13 protein-coding genes and 2 tRNA genes are annotated in these 19,372 nt (G+C 35.8%); 12 read left to right on the top strand and 3 right to left on the bottom strand.

Annotation, left to right across the window (positions count from 1 at the left end; translation table 11 throughout):
• Positions 1-24: 24 nt before the first annotated feature.
• Positions 25-264, bottom strand: coding sequence for an RNA chaperone Hfq (gene hfq, locus ACFIMA_RS07540; protein WP_005773461.1), 240 nt, complete (start codon positions 262-264; stop codon positions 25-27).
• Positions 265-918: 654 nt separating this feature from the next.
• Between hfq and ACFIMA_RS07535 the strand changes: the two genes are divergently transcribed.
• The 8 genes from ACFIMA_RS07535 to mazG all read left to right on the top strand — a co-directional run bounded on the left by ACFIMA_RS07535 (position 919) and on the right by mazG (position 14,620).
• On the top strand, positions 919-5,478 hold the full coding sequence (locus tag ACFIMA_RS07535) for a hypothetical protein (protein ID WP_375693298.1): 4,560 nt from the start codon (positions 919-921) through the stop codon (positions 5,476-5,478).
• A 1,002-nt stretch (positions 5,479-6,480) separates the two neighbouring features.
• Complete coding sequence (locus tag ACFIMA_RS07530) at positions 6,481-8,799, top strand: NADP-dependent malic enzyme (RefSeq protein ID WP_375677957.1); 2,319 nt, start codon at positions 6,481-6,483, stop codon at positions 8,797-8,799.
• 189 nt (positions 8,800-8,988) lie between these two features.
• On the top strand, positions 8,989-9,273 hold the full coding sequence (locus tag ACFIMA_RS07525; protein ID WP_005773457.1) for an acyl carrier protein: 285 nt from the start codon (positions 8,989-8,991) through the stop codon (positions 9,271-9,273).
• Positions 9,274-9,283: 10 nt separating this feature from the next.
• Positions 9,284-10,459, top strand: coding sequence for a beta-ketoacyl-ACP synthase (locus ACFIMA_RS07520; RefSeq protein ID WP_375613070.1), 1,176 nt, complete (start codon positions 9,284-9,286; stop codon positions 10,457-10,459).
• 15 nt (positions 10,460-10,474) lie between these two features.
• A complete protein-coding gene (locus ACFIMA_RS07515; protein ID WP_375632193.1) occupies positions 10,475-11,749 on the top strand; it encodes a beta-ketoacyl-ACP synthase in 1,275 nt (424 codons plus the stop codon).
• 57 nt (positions 11,750-11,806) lie between these two features.
• Positions 11,807-12,835 (top strand): zinc-binding dehydrogenase, encoded by a 1,029-nt coding sequence (locus ACFIMA_RS07510; RefSeq protein WP_375613072.1) that lies wholly within the window; start codon positions 11,807-11,809, stop codon positions 12,833-12,835.
• Positions 12,836-12,841: 6 nt separating this feature from the next.
• On the top strand, positions 12,842-13,771 hold the full coding sequence (locus ACFIMA_RS07505) for a lipid A biosynthesis lauroyl acyltransferase (protein ID WP_375632258.1): 930 nt from the start codon (positions 12,842-12,844) through the stop codon (positions 13,769-13,771).
• Positions 13,772-13,804: 33 nt separating this feature from the next.
• A complete protein-coding gene (mazG, locus tag ACFIMA_RS07500; RefSeq protein WP_375632192.1) occupies positions 13,805-14,620 on the top strand; it encodes a nucleoside triphosphate pyrophosphohydrolase in 816 nt (271 codons plus the stop codon).
• Between the two features lie 70 nt (positions 14,621-14,690).
• Here mazG and ACFIMA_RS07495 read toward each other — a convergent pair whose 3' ends face one another.
• Positions 14,691-15,056 (bottom strand): iron-sulfur cluster assembly accessory protein, encoded by a 366-nt coding sequence (locus tag ACFIMA_RS07495; protein ID WP_375632191.1) that lies wholly within the window; start codon positions 15,054-15,056, stop codon positions 14,691-14,693.
• Positions 15,057-15,662: 606 nt separating this feature from the next.
• On the opposite strand from ACFIMA_RS07495, the gene ACFIMA_RS07490 reads away from it, so the two are divergent.
• A tRNA-Pro gene (locus ACFIMA_RS07490) sits at positions 15,663-15,739 on the top strand.
• Between the two features lie 251 nt (positions 15,740-15,990).
• Here ACFIMA_RS07490 and ACFIMA_RS07485 read toward each other — a convergent pair.
• Positions 15,991-16,458, bottom strand: coding sequence for an Hsp20 family protein (locus tag ACFIMA_RS07485; RefSeq protein WP_273791398.1), 468 nt, complete (start codon positions 16,456-16,458; stop codon positions 15,991-15,993).
• Positions 16,459-16,717: 259 nt separating this feature from the next.
• On the opposite strand from ACFIMA_RS07485, the gene ACFIMA_RS07480 reads away from it, so the two are divergent.
• The 3 genes from ACFIMA_RS07480 (at position 16,718) to ACFIMA_RS07470 (ending at position 19,013) form a co-directional block, all read left to right on the top strand.
• Positions 16,718-17,635 carry a serine aminopeptidase domain-containing protein gene (locus ACFIMA_RS07480; RefSeq protein ID WP_375653493.1) on the top strand — a complete coding sequence of 306 codons (918 nt, stop codon included), beginning with the start codon at positions 16,718-16,720 and terminating at the stop codon, positions 17,633-17,635.
• An 843-nt stretch (positions 17,636-18,478) separates the two neighbouring features.
• The gene (cpdR, locus tag ACFIMA_RS07475; protein ID WP_375613077.1) at positions 18,479-18,841 is read left to right on the top strand and encodes a cell cycle two-component system response regulator CpdR; all 363 of its coding nucleotides are present in this window, start codon (positions 18,479-18,481) and stop codon (positions 18,839-18,841) included.
• A gap of 97 nt (positions 18,842-18,938) precedes the next feature.
• Positions 18,939-19,013: transfer RNA gene (locus tag ACFIMA_RS07470), tRNA-Val, on the top strand.
• Positions 19,014-19,372 lie beyond the last annotated feature (359 nt).

The raw sequence follows: 19,372 nt of genomic DNA, 5'->3' as shown, positions 1-19,372 counted from the left end.
GAGGTCTATCTTAAAATGATATGTTTACTCAGGACTTTCACCCTCAAACATCTGTACAGGCTGTCCAGGCATAATCGTAGAAATAGCATGCTTATAAACCAATTGCGCGTGTCCATCTCGGCGCAAAAGAACACAAAAATTATCAAATGAAGTTACAATACCCGTGAGTTTAACGCCATTGACAAGAAAAATTGTAAGGGAAATTTTTTGCTTACGCACCGTATTTAAAAACACATCTTGCAGGTGTTGTGATCGCTCTGCCATTATTCTTACACCTTTATCTAGATTGCATAAAATATTCGTGCATGCATATCGACTGAAAAATATCCAATTGTCAACGTAGAAGCTTAAAAATTCAGCAACAAACAACTGAAATTAGAGAAAAAACAGCTCTTTAAGACAATAATAAAGTACAACTTACGAAAAGCTATATTAAATTAAAAATTTTTCCACGTTTACTTTTTTATGAGCTTACAATTCAAAGGCATACTTTTATACATCCTAAGCTATTACAGACTATATGTGATGATGAATCTGCTTCGTTTAGAATCAATAAAAGTAAGCGGACAACAACATTTATTAACGATTATCGATATTAAAGAGAGACATTCGCACCTTACTGTATATATAACCGCTATTAAATTGTCCTTATTTCAAAGACTGCCGGCTTATAAAGCTTTCTATAAACACAAGTTGTAAACAGTATTTTTGTTTTAGTTAGATTTAAATAATAAATTGTTTTTACTATATTTTATAACATTTTTAAACAGGGTACAAGAAACCGCGTTAACTTTATCTTGATAAGTTTTTAAAATTTTTCCCTAAGCATATTCCTTTCTAAATAATTAACAGCTAGTATGTAGAAATTATGTGGAAGAGGACGTATCCCTTTTCCGGCTGTAAGAGTACGAGGCGAGTATGGCACGCAGAACAAAATTGCAAACATTTGAAGTTGAAGTTGAAGAAGCCCTCACAAAAGCTATGAACTTTGATTTCGATGACACAGGATTTGAAACGATATCATCCAATAATTCTGAAAATGTTGTTAATGTCGATGATCTGATTCAAAAAATTGCAATGGCAGAAGAAGAATTTTTTGCTGAAAACGGTACGTCAACTTTTGTTTCTAATATTCATGATGAAGCTGTTGTTGATAAATCCGTTGTTGAACAGCTTTTTGCTCCAAAACCTTCACCTGATATTTCAGGTGGAACTGTTCATAATACATTATTGCCTACAAAACTTCTTCCTGCAAATGATGATATAACAACCCCTGTAAATTTTGGACCATTCAAGCAGCGTTCTTCCTCTCGAGTCTACTGGTATACAACAGCGCTTAGTGCTTTATGGGCAACGGGAGGAGCTTTTATTGCGCATAAACTCGCACCTACCGGACTCAGCTCCTTATCCAATATCAGCACTTTTGTTACATCCCCAACAGGACTTGCTGTAGCAGCCGGAACAGCAATTCCTATCCTTATATCTTGGGGCGTTGCTCAATTAACAAAACGTTCAAACGACTTGCATAATATTGCGCTTCTTATGACCAATGCTGCACAGCGCCTTAGTGAACCACAACATCTATCTGAAAAACAAGCTATTGCTATAGGGCAAACCATTCGTGAAGAAGTAGCGGCAATGAACGAAGGTATTGAACGTACCCTCGGACGTGCTGTTGAACTTGAAGCAATCATACAAGGTGAAGTTCACAATCTAGAACAAGCCTATGCTGAGAATGAATCACGCATTCACACATTAATCAAAGAATTGAGTAATGAACGCATAGCCATTTTGAATCACGCAGATCGCGTACAATCAACAATTAAAGGAACCCAAGAACAACTGAGTGATGAATTTGGTTTGGTTACCTCTAACATTGTGACCAATGTTGAAAAGCTTGCACAAACCCTTTCTCAAACTTTACAAAAACAAGGTGAAGACCTTGTTGAAAAACTTTCCTATGCCGGTGATGGCGTAACAAATCAACTTGTTGAAAAATTTAACAAAACAACAACACAAATTCAGCAGAAAAACACGGAATTTTTTTATGAATTAGGAAAAAACTTTGATGGTTTTGCAAAACGATTTGATCATAATGAAAAACAAATAGAAAAAACCTTTAATGAAACAGCTGAAAAAGCGGAAGTACATGTTGCTAAAATTGCAACACATATACAAGCAGTAACAGATCAAACTTTGCACGCTGTCGATGAAAAGTTTAAAGCCTTGGATAAAGCTCTTATTGATCGTAATAATCAATCTCTACAGAATTTTGATGAGAAGATCTTAAAGCTCGACGACCAAGCACATAAACTCTCTTCTAAATTTGATAACGTAACCTCGCAAGCAATTGGAGCCTTTGAACAACGTTTAGCAACTGTTGATCTTTCTCTTAAAGAACATAGTGATTCCATCATTGATTCCTTTATAGAACGCAGTCAGGCTTTAGAGGATAATGCTGAAAAACTTGGTAACTTCTTGGAAGCTCATGTCTTGAAAATAAATGAGAACCTCCAAGAAAAAACAGCAGACATTACCCATGCATTTACAAATGGACGTGAAGCTATTCTTTCTGCAATTGATAAAAGTAAGGAAAGTCTGAGAGAAGAAATTCAATATGTCGACAATGCCATTGTTGATATCATACAAGAACGTTCACAAGATTTTAAAGTACAACTTTCTGATCAACGAGCTCTTATGGCAGACATGCTCGATAACGAGAAAAATAAAATTGCGGATACATTAAGAAATCAAATTGATGTTTTGTCCCAAAATACTTCTCATATTGAAAAAGTTTTGGCTGATAATGTTCAAGTCGTTGATAAACAAGCTGAAAATCATATTACAAACATCATTCAATGCACTGAAAAGTTACAAGATGTCATTGTACAAAGTTGTAATACAACCCAAGATGCTTTAGAAGCACAAGCGAGAAATATTGATATCCGTGCCGATGCTCTGCGCGATTCTTTAGCGATTAATAGTTTTTCTCTCAATGAAGTTCTTGCCGATCAAGCACGCACACTTGAACAACGCATGGAAACAATCCATAATCTCATTGCAAAAAGTGATATACGTGTCGATGTTGCATTGAAACAACAAATAGATTTAGTTGAGAGTGCAATTGTCGCCAATAATAAAAACATTACTGAAACGGTTCAAGATCATATCAAAAACCTTGAAAGCCATGCCGAAATTTTAAAGAATACTCTCTCTCAATCGAGTGGTGTTTTCTTTGAAACCCTTGAAACACGTATGGAATCATTCGATACAGATCTAGAAGATCGTGCACACAAAATTTTTGAACGGACAACAACGCTAGAGGAAATATTATCTGAAAAATTTAGCCAAATCTGTGAAGCCATTGATATGCAAACATCTGTTATTGAGGAACGTTCTGACACATTAAAAACGTCTCTCATGATTAGTAATGAGCAAAGTCAGATAATTCAACAAGCGCTGGAAAGCAGTGTTGACAATATGCGTGTAACCTTAGAAGACTCTGTTAATACAGTGACAGATAACCTGCATAATAAGATTATAAAAGCTTCTGATATTCTTTCTTCTACGAGTGAACAAATTCTTTCATCTGTTACAAATGTTACTGCACAAGCAGAAAATATTCTCTCAGAATCAGGCAATCGCATTGTATCAAATGTCAAAAAAACTGTTTATGATACCAGTGAAAAAGTTCTGTCAGTTCTGTCTGAACAAACAGCGCATACTGTCGAAGCTTTCGCAACAGCCAGCCATAATGCACAAGCATTATTGAATGAAACTATTCACACATCAACAACAGCAATAGAACAAGTTCTTAATGAACGCTGTGATGTTCTTCATCACTCTATGCAAAATCTTAAAAATAATTTAGGATATCAGCTCTCTGATGTAACGAGCCGTCTGGAAGATGCTGGAAATCAAACAACAACACAAATTTCACAACATGTTGGAAAAATAACAGAGCTTACAAATCACTTAAATCAAGCAGCGCAAAATACGACAGAATCAATTGATTCTTTAACACAGCATATCGGTGAACAACTCTCTCTTTCCACACAAGATGCTGAACAAAGAATTTATGCACATAATGAATCTTTAGTGAATAGCTTAACCAAAGCTAACTCTGAAACACTTCAAACAATAACGATTATGAAGGAAGAGCTTGTTAATAATGTCTCATCCATCTTAACACAGTTGAATCAATCAATTTACAATTTTCAGGAAAATAGTAATGTTTTATTATCGGCTGTTCAAAATATTGATGGGCAGTTTAATGAGAGTACGAATAATTTTTTCCGCAACACGGACCAAGTAGCAGAGCGTTTGTCAGCTTCAAATCAAGCGCTCAATACTAATGTTGAAATTCTGCAAGGACTTTCAAAGAGTACCTTTGAACAAATTAATCATATAACGAGCAGTTTTGGTGAACATGCAAAGACACTTTCCCAAACTATTCATGTTCTTGAACAGTCTGAAAATTCACTTAGTGCAACACTTGAAGAAAAACATAATACGCTTTCTGTATTAAGTGATGCTCTTGTTTCAAAGTCTCATGAAATTAATCAAATGATTGGGCATTATGAAAAAATCTTCAACTTAGCACTTGAACGCTCTGATAAGAATGCGCGTAACTCCACAAATTCATTCCAACAATCACTTAATAAGCTTGTTAGTGAAGCATCAACGCGTTTTTCAGAAGCAGCAGAAGATATACGTCGCTCCGCTGATGAAGTTCGTTTAGAGCTTTCAAAGATTAATAATGATATCAATGAAAATGTAAAAAAACTTCCAGAAAAAACAAAAGAAACAACGCAAACAATTCGCACAGCTTTGAATGAACAGATTACAGCGTTACAAGATTTAGTCAGTGTTATACAAAATGATCAAAAGAGCGCACAAAAACAGCTAATGTCAGCATTTCCTACATCATCAATGTTTAATCAAAAAAGTGACAGTTCCACTGAGTCTGTTAAAAAGATTGTGCCACCTAAGCCTATTTTGCAACAAGATCAAAGCAAAAAAAGACCAAATAAATGGGTATCAAATCTCTTAGAAAGAGCTTCACGTGAAGAAACATTTTATGATGCTCCCCCTAGTGATGATGTTTTAACATCAGTGCAAACAAAACCATCTCCTGCAAACTGCTCTCTTAATTCATTAGCTTCTGGTATAGTGCAAGCTATTAATCACAATGCCATTGTTGAGCTATGGGATCATTATCAACGTGGACAAAAAAACATCGTAACAGAACGCCTTTATACCTTAAATGGACAAAAAATATTTGAAATGATTAAGAAAAAATATATGAGCGATTTTGGGTTTAAACGTTCAGTGAATCAATATGTTACAGATTTCGAAAAGCTCTTACGTGATATATCGCGCAGTTCTGGCTCTTCCAACTCAGTTCGCAAGTACTTGATATCAGATACCGGAAAAGTTTATACTATGCTTGCTCATGCAAGTGGTCGAATCCAATAACAAATAAGAAAGTGGAAAAAGATATTTTTTCCACTTTCTCTCTCCAGTTGTTTTAATGGCTCATCATAGAATGCTTTTTTTTCAACTGTAGCTTTGTACTTCAAAGGTTGGGATAATTGGCATGCGGTTTTCTTTGATATCCTAAGCAATAACCCTAAAGAAGCGTAATGGCTTATCAAACAACGTATCATTCTAAGAATGATAAAGCATGTTTTCTATTTCCTTATCTTTTTCTTAACTCCTTTATTTTTCATAGTTTCATAAAGGTACAAAATCGGTAATAATTATTTTTATTAATTGTGAAAAAAATTCATGCTTTTGTATTAAAATAGCTCATAGAAACACTTCTATTTATTTTTTTAATGTTTTTTATCCACATATTACTCTCGTTTGAATTATGTAAGTAAATATTTTTTATTATATTAGATGAATTTGAGCTAAAAGAATCTTATTGTATTCAAATTTCTCATTCAACATACGAGATGATTCATTATAAATTATAAAGTTTGCATTATTAAGAGTTCAATGGAATAATAAACAAAACAACTCCCATTTTTAAAGTTCCAATTTCCTTTTAAATAGCTGCAAAAATAATTTATAAATTGCAAATTGTTATTTAAAATTTCTTCTACCTCCCTATAGAAATTTAAATAAAGAAGATGAAGTTAATAGAAAACACTCTTCTTTTCTTTCCTTAAGTTGTAAGCATTGCAAAAAAAATAATGGCTTGGTAATGTAATTATTAGTAATATTTTATTTGTTTGTAGACTAATCAATTTTTACGGGTTTTATTAAGGAAAGAAAAAACTAATCGTGCTGCTATCAATGAAATTATTCATGCACACAAACAAAAAGAATCATCAAACTGGTTTTACGATCCAGAAGAATTTTCTCATACTCATGCATTTTGATATTCAGAGAAATGAGGATTTATTAGTGGACAAAACCTTATCGTAGATGGAACATCTCATATACACATACGCTAACTTGGATATCATAAAAATGTCTAGAGAACGAAATAGTGATTTCAGTTCACCAAAAGCTGAACTTGACAGTGCCGCACTTTTTTATCACCAGTACCCTAAACCTGGAAAATTGGAAATACAAGCAACAAAACCTCTTGATAACCAACGTGATTTAGCTCTTGCTTATTCTCCAGGTGTTGCTGCACCATGTCTTGCAATTCATGAAGATCCTAATCTTGCTGCTCAATATACCTCCCGTTCTAATTTAGTCGCTGTTATATCCAATGGAACTGCTGTTCTTGGTTTAGGAAATATTGGCCCTCTTGCTTCAAAGCCAGTTATGGAAGGTAAAGCCGTTTTATTCAAAAAATTTGCGAATATTGATGTCTTTGATATTGAAATTGATGCATCCGATATAGAACAAATGGTACAAACGGTATCGACTTTAGAACCTACATTTGGTGGTATTAATCTTGAAGACATTAAGGCTCCTGAATGTTTTGACATCGAAGAAAAGCTTCGTGCTAAAATGAAAATTCCAGTTTTTCATGATGACCAACATGGAACTGCCATTATTGTTTCTGCGGCTGTATTAAATGCCTTAAATCTTTCAGGAAAAAAAATTGAAAATGCAAAAATAGTTACCTCAGGTGCAGGTGCTGCTGCCCTCGCTTGCCTTAATCTTTTGGTTCGTCTTGGGGCAAAAGTTGAAAATATTTGGCTTAGTGACTTAGAGGGAGTTGTTTATAAAGGTCGCAAGACCCTTATGGATCGTTGGAAAATCAATTACGCACAAAAAACGGACGCACGAACTTTATCTGATATTATTGATGATGCGGATATTTTTCTAGGCCTATCTGCAGGTGGTGTTTTAAAGCCTGAATATCTTAAAAGAATGGCTCAAAATCCACTCATTTTAGCACTGGCTAATCCAGTACCAGAAATTATGCCTGAAGAAGCACGCTCTATACGACCAGATGCAATGATCTGCACAGGACGCTCTGATTATCCCAATCAAGTTAATAATGTCCTTTGTTTTCCCTATATCTTCCGTGGTGCATTAGACGTAGGTGCTAGTGCAATTAATGAAGAAATGAAAATGGCCGCTGTTCATGCGATTGCTGCCCTTGCACGTGAAGAAACTTCAGATGTTGTAGCACGTGCATACTCGAAAGAACCACCCAATTTTGGACCAGACTATCTAATCCCCTCTCCTTTTGATCCGCGTTTAATACTGCGTATTGCTCCCGCTGTTGCTAAAGCAGCAATGACAACTGGTGTCGCCATTCGTCCCATTGAAGATATGGAGGCCTACTATGATATCCTCAATCGATTTGTCTTTCTTTCTGGTTTAACAATGAAACCTGTTTTTGCTGCAGCAAAAACAGCAAAACGTAAACGCGTCATCTATGCCAATGGTGAAGATGAACGCGTCCTTCGTGCGGCACAAGTTGTCATTGAAGAACAAACAGCAACGCCCCTCCTTATCGGCCGTCCACATGTCGTAGAAGCAAGATTAAAACGCTTTGGTTTAAGAATTCGTCCTGGTATAGATTTTGAATTAACAAACCCTGAAGATGATCCACGTTTTCGTGATTATGTTAATTTATTTTTTCATTATACAGGGAGGCGTGGTGTTACGCCTGAAATGGCAAAAACAGTAGTGAGAACATCAACAACGGCTATTGCTGCCCTCGCCGTCATGCGTGAAGAAGCAGACGCGATGATTTGCGGCTTAGAAGGACGCTTTGAACGTCAACTTGAATTGATTGAACAAATTATCGGTCTTGATCCTCATGTTCACCGTTTTTCTGCTATGAGTTTGCTTATCTCTCAACAACGTACTCTTTTCCTCACAGATACTTACGTCAATGAAAATCCTTCTGCAGAAGAAATCGCTGAAATGACTGTGTTGGCCGCTCAAGAAGTTGAAGCATTTGGAATAACACCAAAAGCAGCCTTATTATCACACTCAAACTTTGGTTCTAAAAACACAGAAAGTGCGCGTAAAATGCGACGTGCAACAGAAATTCTTGCCAAATTACACCCTGATTTAGAAGCAGATGGTGAAATGCATGCTGATGCTGCCCTTTCCAAAGTTTTTCGTGATCGTGTTTTTCCTAATTCTCGTCTTAAAAGTGAAGCTAATTTGCTTGTCTTTCCAACACTTGATTCAGCCAATATCACGCTCAACACTGTTAAAAGCCTCACAAATGCACTCCATGTTGGTCCTATTCTAATCGGGGCAGCACGTCCCGCCCATATCTTAACACCTTCAGTAACTTCTCGGGGAGTTGTTAATATAACAGCCCTTGCTGTCCTTGCTGCCAATAGAAAAAATAGTCTCGTAAAATAAATGCGCAATAAAATTTCAAAGTTTTTTAAATATTGAGATATAGTATTTCATGTACTGTAAACCTCTTTTCTCTATAGATAAAGACAGCTATATTCTGGATTAAGTCTTTTTTTTAAAGAGAAAAAAGGCTAGAAGAACAATATTAAATGTATTTTGAATTTACTAACTCTATAATAAGGAATCCGTACATTGCCTTCCACGTTTGATAAAGTTGCTGATATCATTGCAGAAATCAGTGAAATTGATCGCAATACAATTACACCTGAGAGTCATACAATTGACGATTTAGGAATCGACAGTCTTGATTTTCTTGATATTGTTTTCGCTATTGATAAAGCTTTTGGAATAAAAGTCCCTCTAGAACAATGGACACAAGAAGTCAACGAAGGTACCGTTGCAACAGAAGAATACTTTGTTCTTAAAAACCTTTGTGCAAAAATTGATGATCTCGTTGCCTTAAAACAGGCGGAGTAGTTTTTTCGCCATGCATGATCAATCTGTATTCATCACTGGTATAGGTCTCATAAGCTCTCTGGGGGAAGGAACTGATCAACATTGGAATCTCTTAAATGATCCAATCCGTACACCAAACCTAGATTATACAACTTTTTCACCTTACACGGTTCATAAATTGCCCGAAATTGATTGGAGTTTACAAATTCCTAAAAAAAGTGATCAACGGCAAATGGGAACATGGCAGCGTCTTGGTACCTATGCGGCTGGTCTTGCTCTTGATGATGCCGGCATGAAAAATAATGAACAACTCACTTCAACAATGGATATGATCGTAGCAGCAAGTGGGGGAGAACGTGATATTACTGTTGATACACAGATTCTTTCTAAAGCGCGCGCTGTTGCCGATCATGCTTCTATGTTAAATGTTGCTCTTTCAACTGAACTTCGTCCAACATTATTTTTGGCACAACTTTCAAACCTTTTGGCAGGAAACATTTCAATTGTTCATAAAGTCACTGGATCATCTCGTACATTTATGGGAGAAGAAGGCAGTGGTCTTTCTGCACTTCAAATTGCTGTAGCTCGTATTAAATCAGGTCAAAGTACCCATGCTCTTGTAGGAAGTTCCTATAATGCACAAAGTTATGATATGTTGTTGGCGCATGAGCTTGGTGGTCTTTTAACCCATAATGGATGGAGCCCAGTGTGGGATCGTGGAATCTATCCAGGCGGCGGTGTCATAGCAGGTTCTGGTGGGATCTTCCTAGTTATTGAAAGTGGAGAACATGCCAAAAAACGCAACGCACGTGCTTATGCTGAAATTAGCCAAATTATTACAGACCAAACAGATAGAACCAAAATTCCACTTAGAGATTCAATTGCAACAATGTTAAAAACTGCGGGCGCTAAATCTGCCTTAGCCATTTCAGCAGCCTCAGGAGCTCACGAAGCAACAAAAGCAGAACAAAATGCTCTTGATAATGCTGATCTATCTTACCGTGGCATTACAACATTATTTGGTTATATGCGGGAAGCACAATTTCCTCTAGCTCTAGCTCTTGCAGCACTTTCAATTGAAAAAAAACGCGGTTTTCCAGCGTTAAGTCCTCATGAAAAACCTTTTTCTAAAGAAGTACGTGAAATATTTGTTACAACGATTGGTATAAAAAGAGCTGAAGGTATTGTGCGTCTTACTGCTGTTTGAAGGGGAATTTCTATAGTGAAATATCATGATCATTTTGGGCGTCCACTTGTAGCAATAACTGGTGCAGGCATTGTCACATCACTGGGACAAGGGAAACATGAAAATTGGCAAAAATTAACAAGCGGTGTAAGTGGTATCCACAAAATAACACGTTTTCCCGTTGAGGGATTAAATACATATATTGCTGGAACAATTGATTTTCTTAAAGAAAGTACACTTGGTGCTTCAGCTCTCTCTGAGAAGCTTGCACATCTTTCTGCTGAAGAAGCTTTAGAACAAGCTGCTATTGATAAAAAAAACTTTAATGGACCACTCTTTCTAGCTGCTCCTCCTGTTGAACTTGAATGGAAAGCACGTTTTAGTCTTGATCAAGAGGAAGAATTCAATAATGAGCCTTCTTATGCACATCTTCTTAAAGTCTGTAAAGATAAACTCCATGAGACGCTTTTTGAATCCACACAATTTGGTGCAATTGCAGAAAAACTTCAAAAAACATTTGGCACAAAAGGACTTCCTGTTACACTTTCCACTGCCTGTGCATCTGGTGCAACAGCAATTCAATTAGGTGTTGAGTCTATTAGACGGAGAGAGACAAATAGAGCTCTCATAATTGCGACAGATGGATCAGTTTCAGCAGAATCTCTTATTCGTTTTTCGCTACTATCTGCTCTTTCAACTCAGAATGAGCCTCCAGAAAAAGCAGCAAAACCCTTTAGCCGTGATCGAGATGGTTTTGTTATGGCAGAAGGCTCAGGCGCTCTTGTTCTTGAATCTCTTCAAAGCGCATTAAACCGTAATGCTACAGTTTTAGGAATTTTAGCTGGCTGTGGAGAAACCGCCGATGACTTTCACCGTACACGTTCAAAACCCGATGCATCACCAGCAATTGAATCCGTTCGCAAAGCTTTAGACGATGCAAAAATAACCATCAATGAAATTGACTATATTAATGCCCACGGAACTTCAACACCTGAAAATGAAAAAATGGAATATCTTGCATTATCAACAGTATTCGGTGATCTTTTAGAGCATATTCCTGTCTCTTCTAATAAATCAATGATTGGGCATACATTAACTGCTGCTGGTGCAATAGAAGCGGTTTTTTCGCTTTTAACCATTCAATCGGGAATACTTCCACCAACAATAAATTATGATAATCCTGACCCTACTATCCCCTTAGATGTTGTTCCTCATCATAGCCGTAAGGCCTGTGTCAATGCGGTTTTGTCAAACTCATTTGGATTTGGTGGTCAAAATATGAGTCTTGTTATCACTACATATAAAGGATAATCCTGTAATAATAAAATTTTATAACGCTAACCAATAATATATTTAAGGGGGATGATAATGCGTGCACTGCAACTCTTCGATGATCGTCGGCTTGAAATCACCAATATTTCCCCGCCATCTTCACCTAGTATAGGTGAAGTAACTGTGCGGATAAAAGCCGTTGCTCTTAATCATATTGATGTATGGGGATGGCGTGGCATGGCTTTTGCGAAAAGAAAAATGCCACTCATCATTGGTGCAGAAGCCTCTGGTGAGGTTATACAAATAGGAGATGGCGTTGAACATCTCCAACTTGGACAGATTGTCTCAATTTATGGTGCACAAACCTGCGGAGTATGCCAAGCTTGTCATGAAGGACGGGATAATCTTTGCAGTAATGTAAAGGGAGTCTACGGTTTTCACCTTGATGGATTTGCGTGTGAGCTTGTCAATTTGCCAGCACGTTTATTAGTTCCATCACCTCCCCAATGTGATGAATTGCAAGCAGCAGTTGCTCCAATTACTTTTGGTACCGTAGAACATATGCTTTTCGATAACGCAAAACTACAAGCAGGAGAAACAATCCTGGTACAGGCTGGTGGCTCAGGTATTGGTTCTGCAGCCATTCAACTTGCAAAACACATGGGCTGTACAGTTATCACAACTGTAGGTTCAGATGAAAAAATTGCAAAAGCGCACTCTCTTGGGGCAGATCATGTGATTAATTATCGTAAAGATCGTTTTGAAGGTGTAGTGCGTAAATTAACCCAAAAAAAAGGTGTTGACGTTGTTTTTGAGCATGTTGGTGTCGATACATGGAACGGTTCTCTGTTATGTATGAAAAAAGGAGCACGCTTAGTGACTTGCGGTTCTACCTCTGGTGTTTCAGCACCAATAAATCTCATGCAACTATTCCAGCAACAGCTTAAAATATTCGGTTCATTTGGCTGCCGTATGGAAAATATGAAAAATGCCATGCAAAAAATGGCACAAAAAGCCGTACACCCTGTCATTGATACAATTGTTGGGCTGGATGAAATTGATACAGCTTTAAAACGAATGGAGAGTCGTGATGTTTTTGGTAAAATTATCCTTAAAATCGATTAAATCATGATGAAGCTTTCTCTTAAAAATCTCATATATCGTATTAAAATTATAGCTAAAAAAATATCCTACTTGTTATGGGCATATCTACTCTTTGGTTCTTTATTTATTCTAAAATGTTTTCCAGCCAAAATGGGAATTTCTTTTTTTGCTTGGTTAGCAAAAAAAATTGGTCCCCTTGTACATCGTCATCAAATCACACTCGCAAACCTTAGGAGTGCATATCCAGAAAAAACAGAGCAAGAACTCCGTGCGATTGCAATAGAAATGTGGGAAAATATAGGACGTTTCCTAGCCGAATATATTTTTCTTGATAAAATTTTTGATTTTGATCCTCATGCAGACGAGCCAGGTTTCATTGAGGTTAAAGGCATTGAAATATTTGAGCGATTAAAAAATGAAAAAAAACCACATATTTTTTTCACCGCACATACTGGCAATTTTGAACTTCTGCCTATTTGTGCACAAAGTTTTGATCTTAATGTTACGGTATTATTTAGACCACCCAATAATCCCTATGTTGCCAAACGAATCCTTAAAGCACGACAAACTTCTATGGGACATCTTGTTCCCTCCAAGGCCGGTGCCGCATGGGCATTAGCAGCCAAATTAGAAGAAGGTGAAAATGTTGGTATGCTCGTTGATCAAAAATTTCGCCGCGGTATCATGGGAACATTTTTTAACAGACCTCTTAAAACAAACCCCTTAATTATAAAACTTGCTCGACAATATGACTGTGATATTTATCCAGCACGTTGTATTCGTTTGCCTAGAGGACGTCATCGTTTAGAGTTATATGAACATGTAGAACTTCCACGTGATGAAAAAAATGATATCGATATAGCTGCTTCTACGCAAAAATTAAATGATATTGTTGAATCTTGGGTCCGTGAATATCCTGGACAATGGATGTGGTTACATAGACGTTGGGACATCTAACATAAGCTCTATTGCTTACAAAGGAAGTGCAAAATGTTAGCCTCAAAAGATATCAAAGATCTCACTGCAATTATCACTGCATTACGAAACTCTGATAATGGTTGTATCTGGCATAAAAAACAAACTTTTGAATCCCTCATACCCTATATGCTCGAAGAAGTTTACGAAGTCATCGATGCCATTGAACGAAAGAATCGAAAGGATCTCTGTGAAGAACTTGGGGATCTTCTTTTACAAGTTGTCTATCATGCTACCATAGCACAAGAAGAAGGCAGCTTTACTTTTGAAGATGTTGTTTATGCAATCACGGAAAAAATGATTCGACGCCATCCTCATGTTTTTGGAAATACCGAGCAAAAAAAACGAGGATTTATAAAAGAGGAGTGGGAATATATAAAAAAAAGAGAACAGGTTGAACAAAAAAGAATGTGCGAAGAAAAAAACAACAATTCCTCCATAAGCATACTCGCAACAGTAAAACAAATCCAGCCAGCAAACCAAGAGGCACTTGCTTTACAAGAAACAGCAGCTAAAGTAGGTTTTGATTGGCAAAAAAGTGATAAAGTTTTTGAAAAAATAGAAGAAGAACTGGAAGAGCTCAAAGAAGCCATCAAAAATAAACAAAACTCAGAGATAGAAGCAGAGTTTGGAGATCTCTACTTTATACTTCTTAATCTCGCGCGCCACTTAGCGATTGATTCACAAAAAGCATTAAAAAAAACGAATATAAAATTTCGAAATCGTTTCGCCTATATTGAAGAAAAGCTATCCACTCAATCTAAAACACTCACTGACGCATCCTTGAATGAAATGGAAGCACTTTGGAAGCAAGCTAAAAATGAACGATAAAAAATAGTAGATTTCTTCTACCTAAAAGAACAAGCCCCTCTAAAATTACTTAATTATAATTTAGCTCAGCTCAATTTGTTTTATATTGATCCTGCGTAGCAGGACGAAGTTCCACCGATTCGCCACACCCGCATGCTGAAACTTGATTAGGATTTTTAAAGACAAAACCAGACCGCAGCGTTGTCACTTCATAATCCATCTGCGTCCCTAATAAAAATAATACCGCATCATGTGCTACAAAAACACGGGCACCATTCACTTCAACAACATCCGCATCTATCCCGTTTTCTTTGACAAGAGTAATTGTATACTCCATCCCTGCACAGCCACCTTTTTTGATACCAACAAGAATACCCTGTGCATCTTTTGCATCCATAATCGCTTTAACACGATCCACTGCTGCTTGCGTCAAATTTATTACCGAAAAACGGCTCATCCTTTACTCTTTTCTTAGTTCAATAGACACTTTGAAAGTTTTTCCTCTATAATATTTTATCTGATATTTTAGAAAAAAAACAACAAAACATAAATTAAAGCATTCTGATCTTGTTTATTTGGATAAAAATACATACCCGTAAAATGAGATTTGTGATTATACAATCCAGAACTTACAATTTTTTATCCATATAAAATGAAAATACCTCGTCTATAAAACTCTAAAAAACGAAAACTTTTCAAAACCATACATTCACTCCTCTTCTTTTGAAAATCTTTATCTTTTTAGAAAAGTAACGATTAGGTAAGAAAAAAATATACCTTCAGCACTCATTTGCTCCAATTCATACCTCTACACCAATCTTACCCCCCTCCTCACAATCTCAAAAGTAATTAAATTGCATACATCTATTAACTATAGAGCTAAAAATTTAATGATCACAAAGAATTTTACAAATTCGTTATTTATCTTGAATTAACAACAAAATATTGATGTCCAAAATTTTTACTTTCAAAAGCTCTAAGTGCAAGAGCATTTTAGATTTTATTCTGTTTATTTTTTCTCTTGCCTTTAAAGAAACAGTCATTTAATCGTTTTACACGAACTCGGAGCGTAGCGCAGCTTGGTAGCGCACTTGACTGGGGGTCAAGGGGTCGTGGGTTCAAATCCCGCCGCTCCGACCATTTTTAAAATACTATAAAATAAGCTACTTAAAAAGTGAATTATTATGCATTTCAATTGCACACACATGAACTTTTTCTTCAACGTAGAATAATGTGCAATGATATTTTATCATAAATTCGAGATAAGCTGTTTTATTAAAATGCGCTTCGTTCTTAGGAAAACACATACGAAACGCGAGACCTTTTGCCTCGCGTTTTTTATTTTTCAGAAAAATTTATAATTATCCGATCTCATATTTTCTAAATTTTCTTTACACGATAATGTCGCTGTTATCATTTTTTGTAATGGATGGTGACATCTGTACGGTTATCTTTTTGGGTTTTAATTCAGCTGGCATTTCCCTTTTAAGCTGAATATGAAGAAGCCCATCTCCAAGTTCTGCCCCAATAACCTTAACATGATCAGCCAAATGAAAACGCCGTTCAAAAGCACGCGAAGCAATACCTCGATAAAGGAATTCTCGCTCTTCATCATCATTTTTAGACTTTCTGTCTCCCTTAACGATCAGCTGATTACAATGCGTTTCAATATCAATTTCATCTTGAGAAAAACCAGCAACAGCCATAGAAATTCTATAAGAATCTTCAGTTAAACGCTCGATATTATAAGGGGGATAAGAAGAAACTTCGTCTGGTTGTGTTCTAGAATCAAACCAGTTAAAAAGATGATCAAAACCTACTGTGGAACGATAAAATGGTGAAAAATCTACTTGACGCATAATATTGCCCTCCTCTAGAGCGACTATAATTTATAATTAATTCACAAAGTTCCCACATGGCAAACTTACTTGTGAACCTGCGGCCCCATCATGGCAACCGCATTATATTATCTAGTAATCGTTTTTCTTTATTTCAACTCTTTGGGACCTAAATTGATAAAAACTATCTAAAAAGCAATATACCCCTTTTTTAATCCTCTTTCTTCATTACATAAATGTCAAAGCACTAAGCGGCAAATACACTGTAAAGGAATTTCAATTGGAAACACCTCTTTATCCCATAGACTGGGGTTCCACTCCTCTTAATATCCATCATGGTACTCTTAAAATAGCAATAGATCACGAAATTTGTTTTGCTATAACATATCCTGAGGTGGAAAAATCTAAGGGAACAATTGTTATTCTCAAAAGCTACGCAAATACTTTAGAAAAATATTTTTTATTAATAAATGAAATTTCTAGACGCGGTTTTCATACAGCAATATTTGACTGGTTTGATCAAGAAAAAATATCCCTCAAGATAAGAAAACAAAGCCGACATCAATATTTTGATATAAATAATGATATTAATGACTTATATAAATTTCTTACAAATATTGTTTATCCTAATTGTCTGCCACCTTACTCTATGCTCACCTATGGCATAGGTGGATTGATAGCACTTAGCGGATTAGATCTCATTAATCATCAGTTTAATAGATTGCTCTGTGTTTCTCCCCTTTTTGCTCCATTCGGCAATAAAACGAATGGTTTTCAACATAAATTAACACAATTTCTTTCTGATATAGGTCTTGGCTTTATACCAGCGAAAGATAGTAAAAAATTAAACAAGACAAAACAAAAAAATATACAATTGGGACACATACATAAAGTGCCGCTCCCTTCCATTAAGCCCCCAACATCCCAATGGATGGCTTCAGTATTTAATGCGATTGATTCTATGAAGAGAAATGTACTTCATGGAGATTTACGAATCCCAACACTCTTTATTCTTGCCAATCAAAACAATATTGCAAACAACATTGAAGTGCGGCAATTATGCCAACACACACGTCTAACAGAAATTATTACTATTACAGGCGCTGAACTGGATACAATTATGGTTAACGAAGATTATAAAAAACAATTTTGGGCTGCATTTGATGCCTTTATTCCCGATAATGTATCTGTAAAATAACACTAAACCTTAATTTCCGCTCCGCCCCATCAAAAAAGAAAGTTTCTACGAGCATTGGATCTACAAACACTTTTTAATATAATAGATTTTTCTTTCCAACCACTCATATGATTCGTTTTCTAGCCTTTACAGGCAAGCCATGACCTAAATATGCACCACGCTTTCTAATAAAAAAAATAATATACAAAGTATATCATTACATTAAACAATATTATTTTACATCATAAAAAATAACTTAATAAAAAAACTATTTATATAAATAAAAATAATAAATTTATCTTAATATAACATGATACATATTTACAAATAAAGCATCAAAATACTATTTTTGATCTGTTATTAAGTGATAATTTAATATTATATATAGGAAAACAATAGTTTTCATCTATTTAAGGAAAAAACTGGAAATAAAGCGCATTTATAATATTTATTACAAATCTCTATAAAAACAAATAACTATAAAATTTCTATTTCTTAGAAGAACTTTTTAAAAACAATAAATTAACATAATATTCTTTTAATTTCTCGATATAGGAAGTCCCTACAATAACGGTTTTCATAAGTTTTTTAATGGAATTCTGATAATAATCAGTAACTTTAAAAGAAAAGATAGTAATGAATCATCTTAGTAGTTTTAGAGAACCCCTTCTTTTTTCAAAATCACATATATTTCGAATTTAACCAACTCACAACGAATATGCTGTATTTTGAATCAGAATGTAAGAATTAACCATTTTGCCATTCATTTCAATTATGAGCATTTTACCATCTTTTTTATAAATACTCTATATTGTATAATTGATGCGGCAAAACTCTGACAAATGGAGCCATTGGAATATAATCATGAAACGAATCCTGCTCGCAGAAGATGATAACGATATGCGTCGCTTTCTCGTAAAAGCCCTAGAACGTGCAGGCTACGAAGTCGCCGATTTCGATAATGGTATTAGCGCATATGAACGTTTACAAGAAGAGCCATTTTCCCTTCTCCTGACTGATATTGTCATGCCAGAGATGGACGGAATCGAACTCGCTCGACGTGCTACTGAGATTGACCCTGATTTACGAGTAATGTTCATTACGGGTTTTGCAGCGGTAGCACTCAATTCAAATAGTGATACCCCTCCTGATGCAAAGGTTCTCTCTAAGCCATTTCACTTACGTGAACTCGTCAATGAGGTTGAAAAAATCCTTATTGCTGCTTAAAAAGTATTTTTTAAAGTTATTTGCATCTGTTGAAAGAGAAAATGAAATTAGGCATTGACGTTTGGCATTCTATATGGTGTATGCAACATCAATGAATGGGCGTGTAGCTCAGCGGGAGAGCACTACGTTGACATCGTAGGGGTCACAGGTTCAATCCCTGTCACGCCCACCATTGCATTTTATATCAACAATAATTTATTGATTTTACATATGTTTTTTTAAGTGAGGGATACCTTAATAAAGTTAAGGGAATAGGATTTTTAACATGCCTCTTAATTATTGCGAATCAAGAGTTCTTTTCGGGGTGGTTTTTTAGCAAAACCAGAGGTCCAAAGGGTCGCTATTCTAAGATATCTAACTTTTTGTTATCCATCTTTTAAGATGTGAGAAGCTATTTTCTATGGCGTCCACGCAACGGGAAAAATCGATAACAAACATAAAGAGAATGAAGGCAATCAATTTCATGATGCGTGACATCATCTTTAAGCCTTGATAGGTCTCTATCATCTCGTGAAGGAGCTGTTGTTCTGT

The sequence above is a fragment of the Bartonella sp. AP88HLJMH genome (genome assembly GCF_042195605.1).
Taxonomy (GTDB): Bacteria; Pseudomonadota; Alphaproteobacteria; order Rhizobiales; family Rhizobiaceae; genus Bartonella.
This window is presented reverse-complemented; position numbering and strand designations above follow the sequence as displayed.

What these genes read in the sequence shown, in the direction of transcription:
- hfq (WP_005773461.1), bottom strand. Translation starts at nt 264, where the DNA reads ATGGCAGAGCGATCACAACACCTGCAAGATGTGTTTTTAAATACGGTG.
- ACFIMA_RS07535 (WP_375693298.1), top strand. Translation starts at nt 919, where the DNA reads ATGGCACGCAGAACAAAATTGCAAACATTTGAAGTTGAAGTTGAAGAA.
- ACFIMA_RS07530 (WP_375677957.1), top strand. Translation starts at nt 6,481, where the DNA reads ATGTCTAGAGAACGAAATAGTGATTTCAGTTCACCAAAAGCTGAACTT.
- ACFIMA_RS07520 (WP_375613070.1), top strand. Translation starts at nt 9,284, where the DNA reads ATGCATGATCAATCTGTATTCATCACTGGTATAGGTCTCATAAGCTCT.
- ACFIMA_RS07510 (WP_375613072.1), top strand. Translation starts at nt 11,807, where the DNA reads ATGCGTGCACTGCAACTCTTCGATGATCGTCGGCTTGAAATCACCAAT.
- ACFIMA_RS07505 (WP_375632258.1), top strand. Translation starts at nt 12,842, where the DNA reads ATGAAGCTTTCTCTTAAAAATCTCATATATCGTATTAAAATTATAGCT.
- mazG (WP_375632192.1), top strand. Translation starts at nt 13,805, where the DNA reads ATGTTAGCCTCAAAAGATATCAAAGATCTCACTGCAATTATCACTGCA.
- ACFIMA_RS07495 (WP_375632191.1), bottom strand. Translation starts at nt 15,056, where the DNA reads ATGAGCCGTTTTTCGGTAATAAATTTGACGCAAGCAGCAGTGGATCGT.
- ACFIMA_RS07485 (WP_273791398.1), bottom strand. Translation starts at nt 16,458, where the DNA reads ATGCGTCAAGTAGATTTTTCACCATTTTATCGTTCCACAGTAGGTTTT.
- cpdR (WP_375613077.1), top strand. Translation starts at nt 18,479, where the DNA reads ATGAAACGAATCCTGCTCGCAGAAGATGATAACGATATGCGTCGCTTT.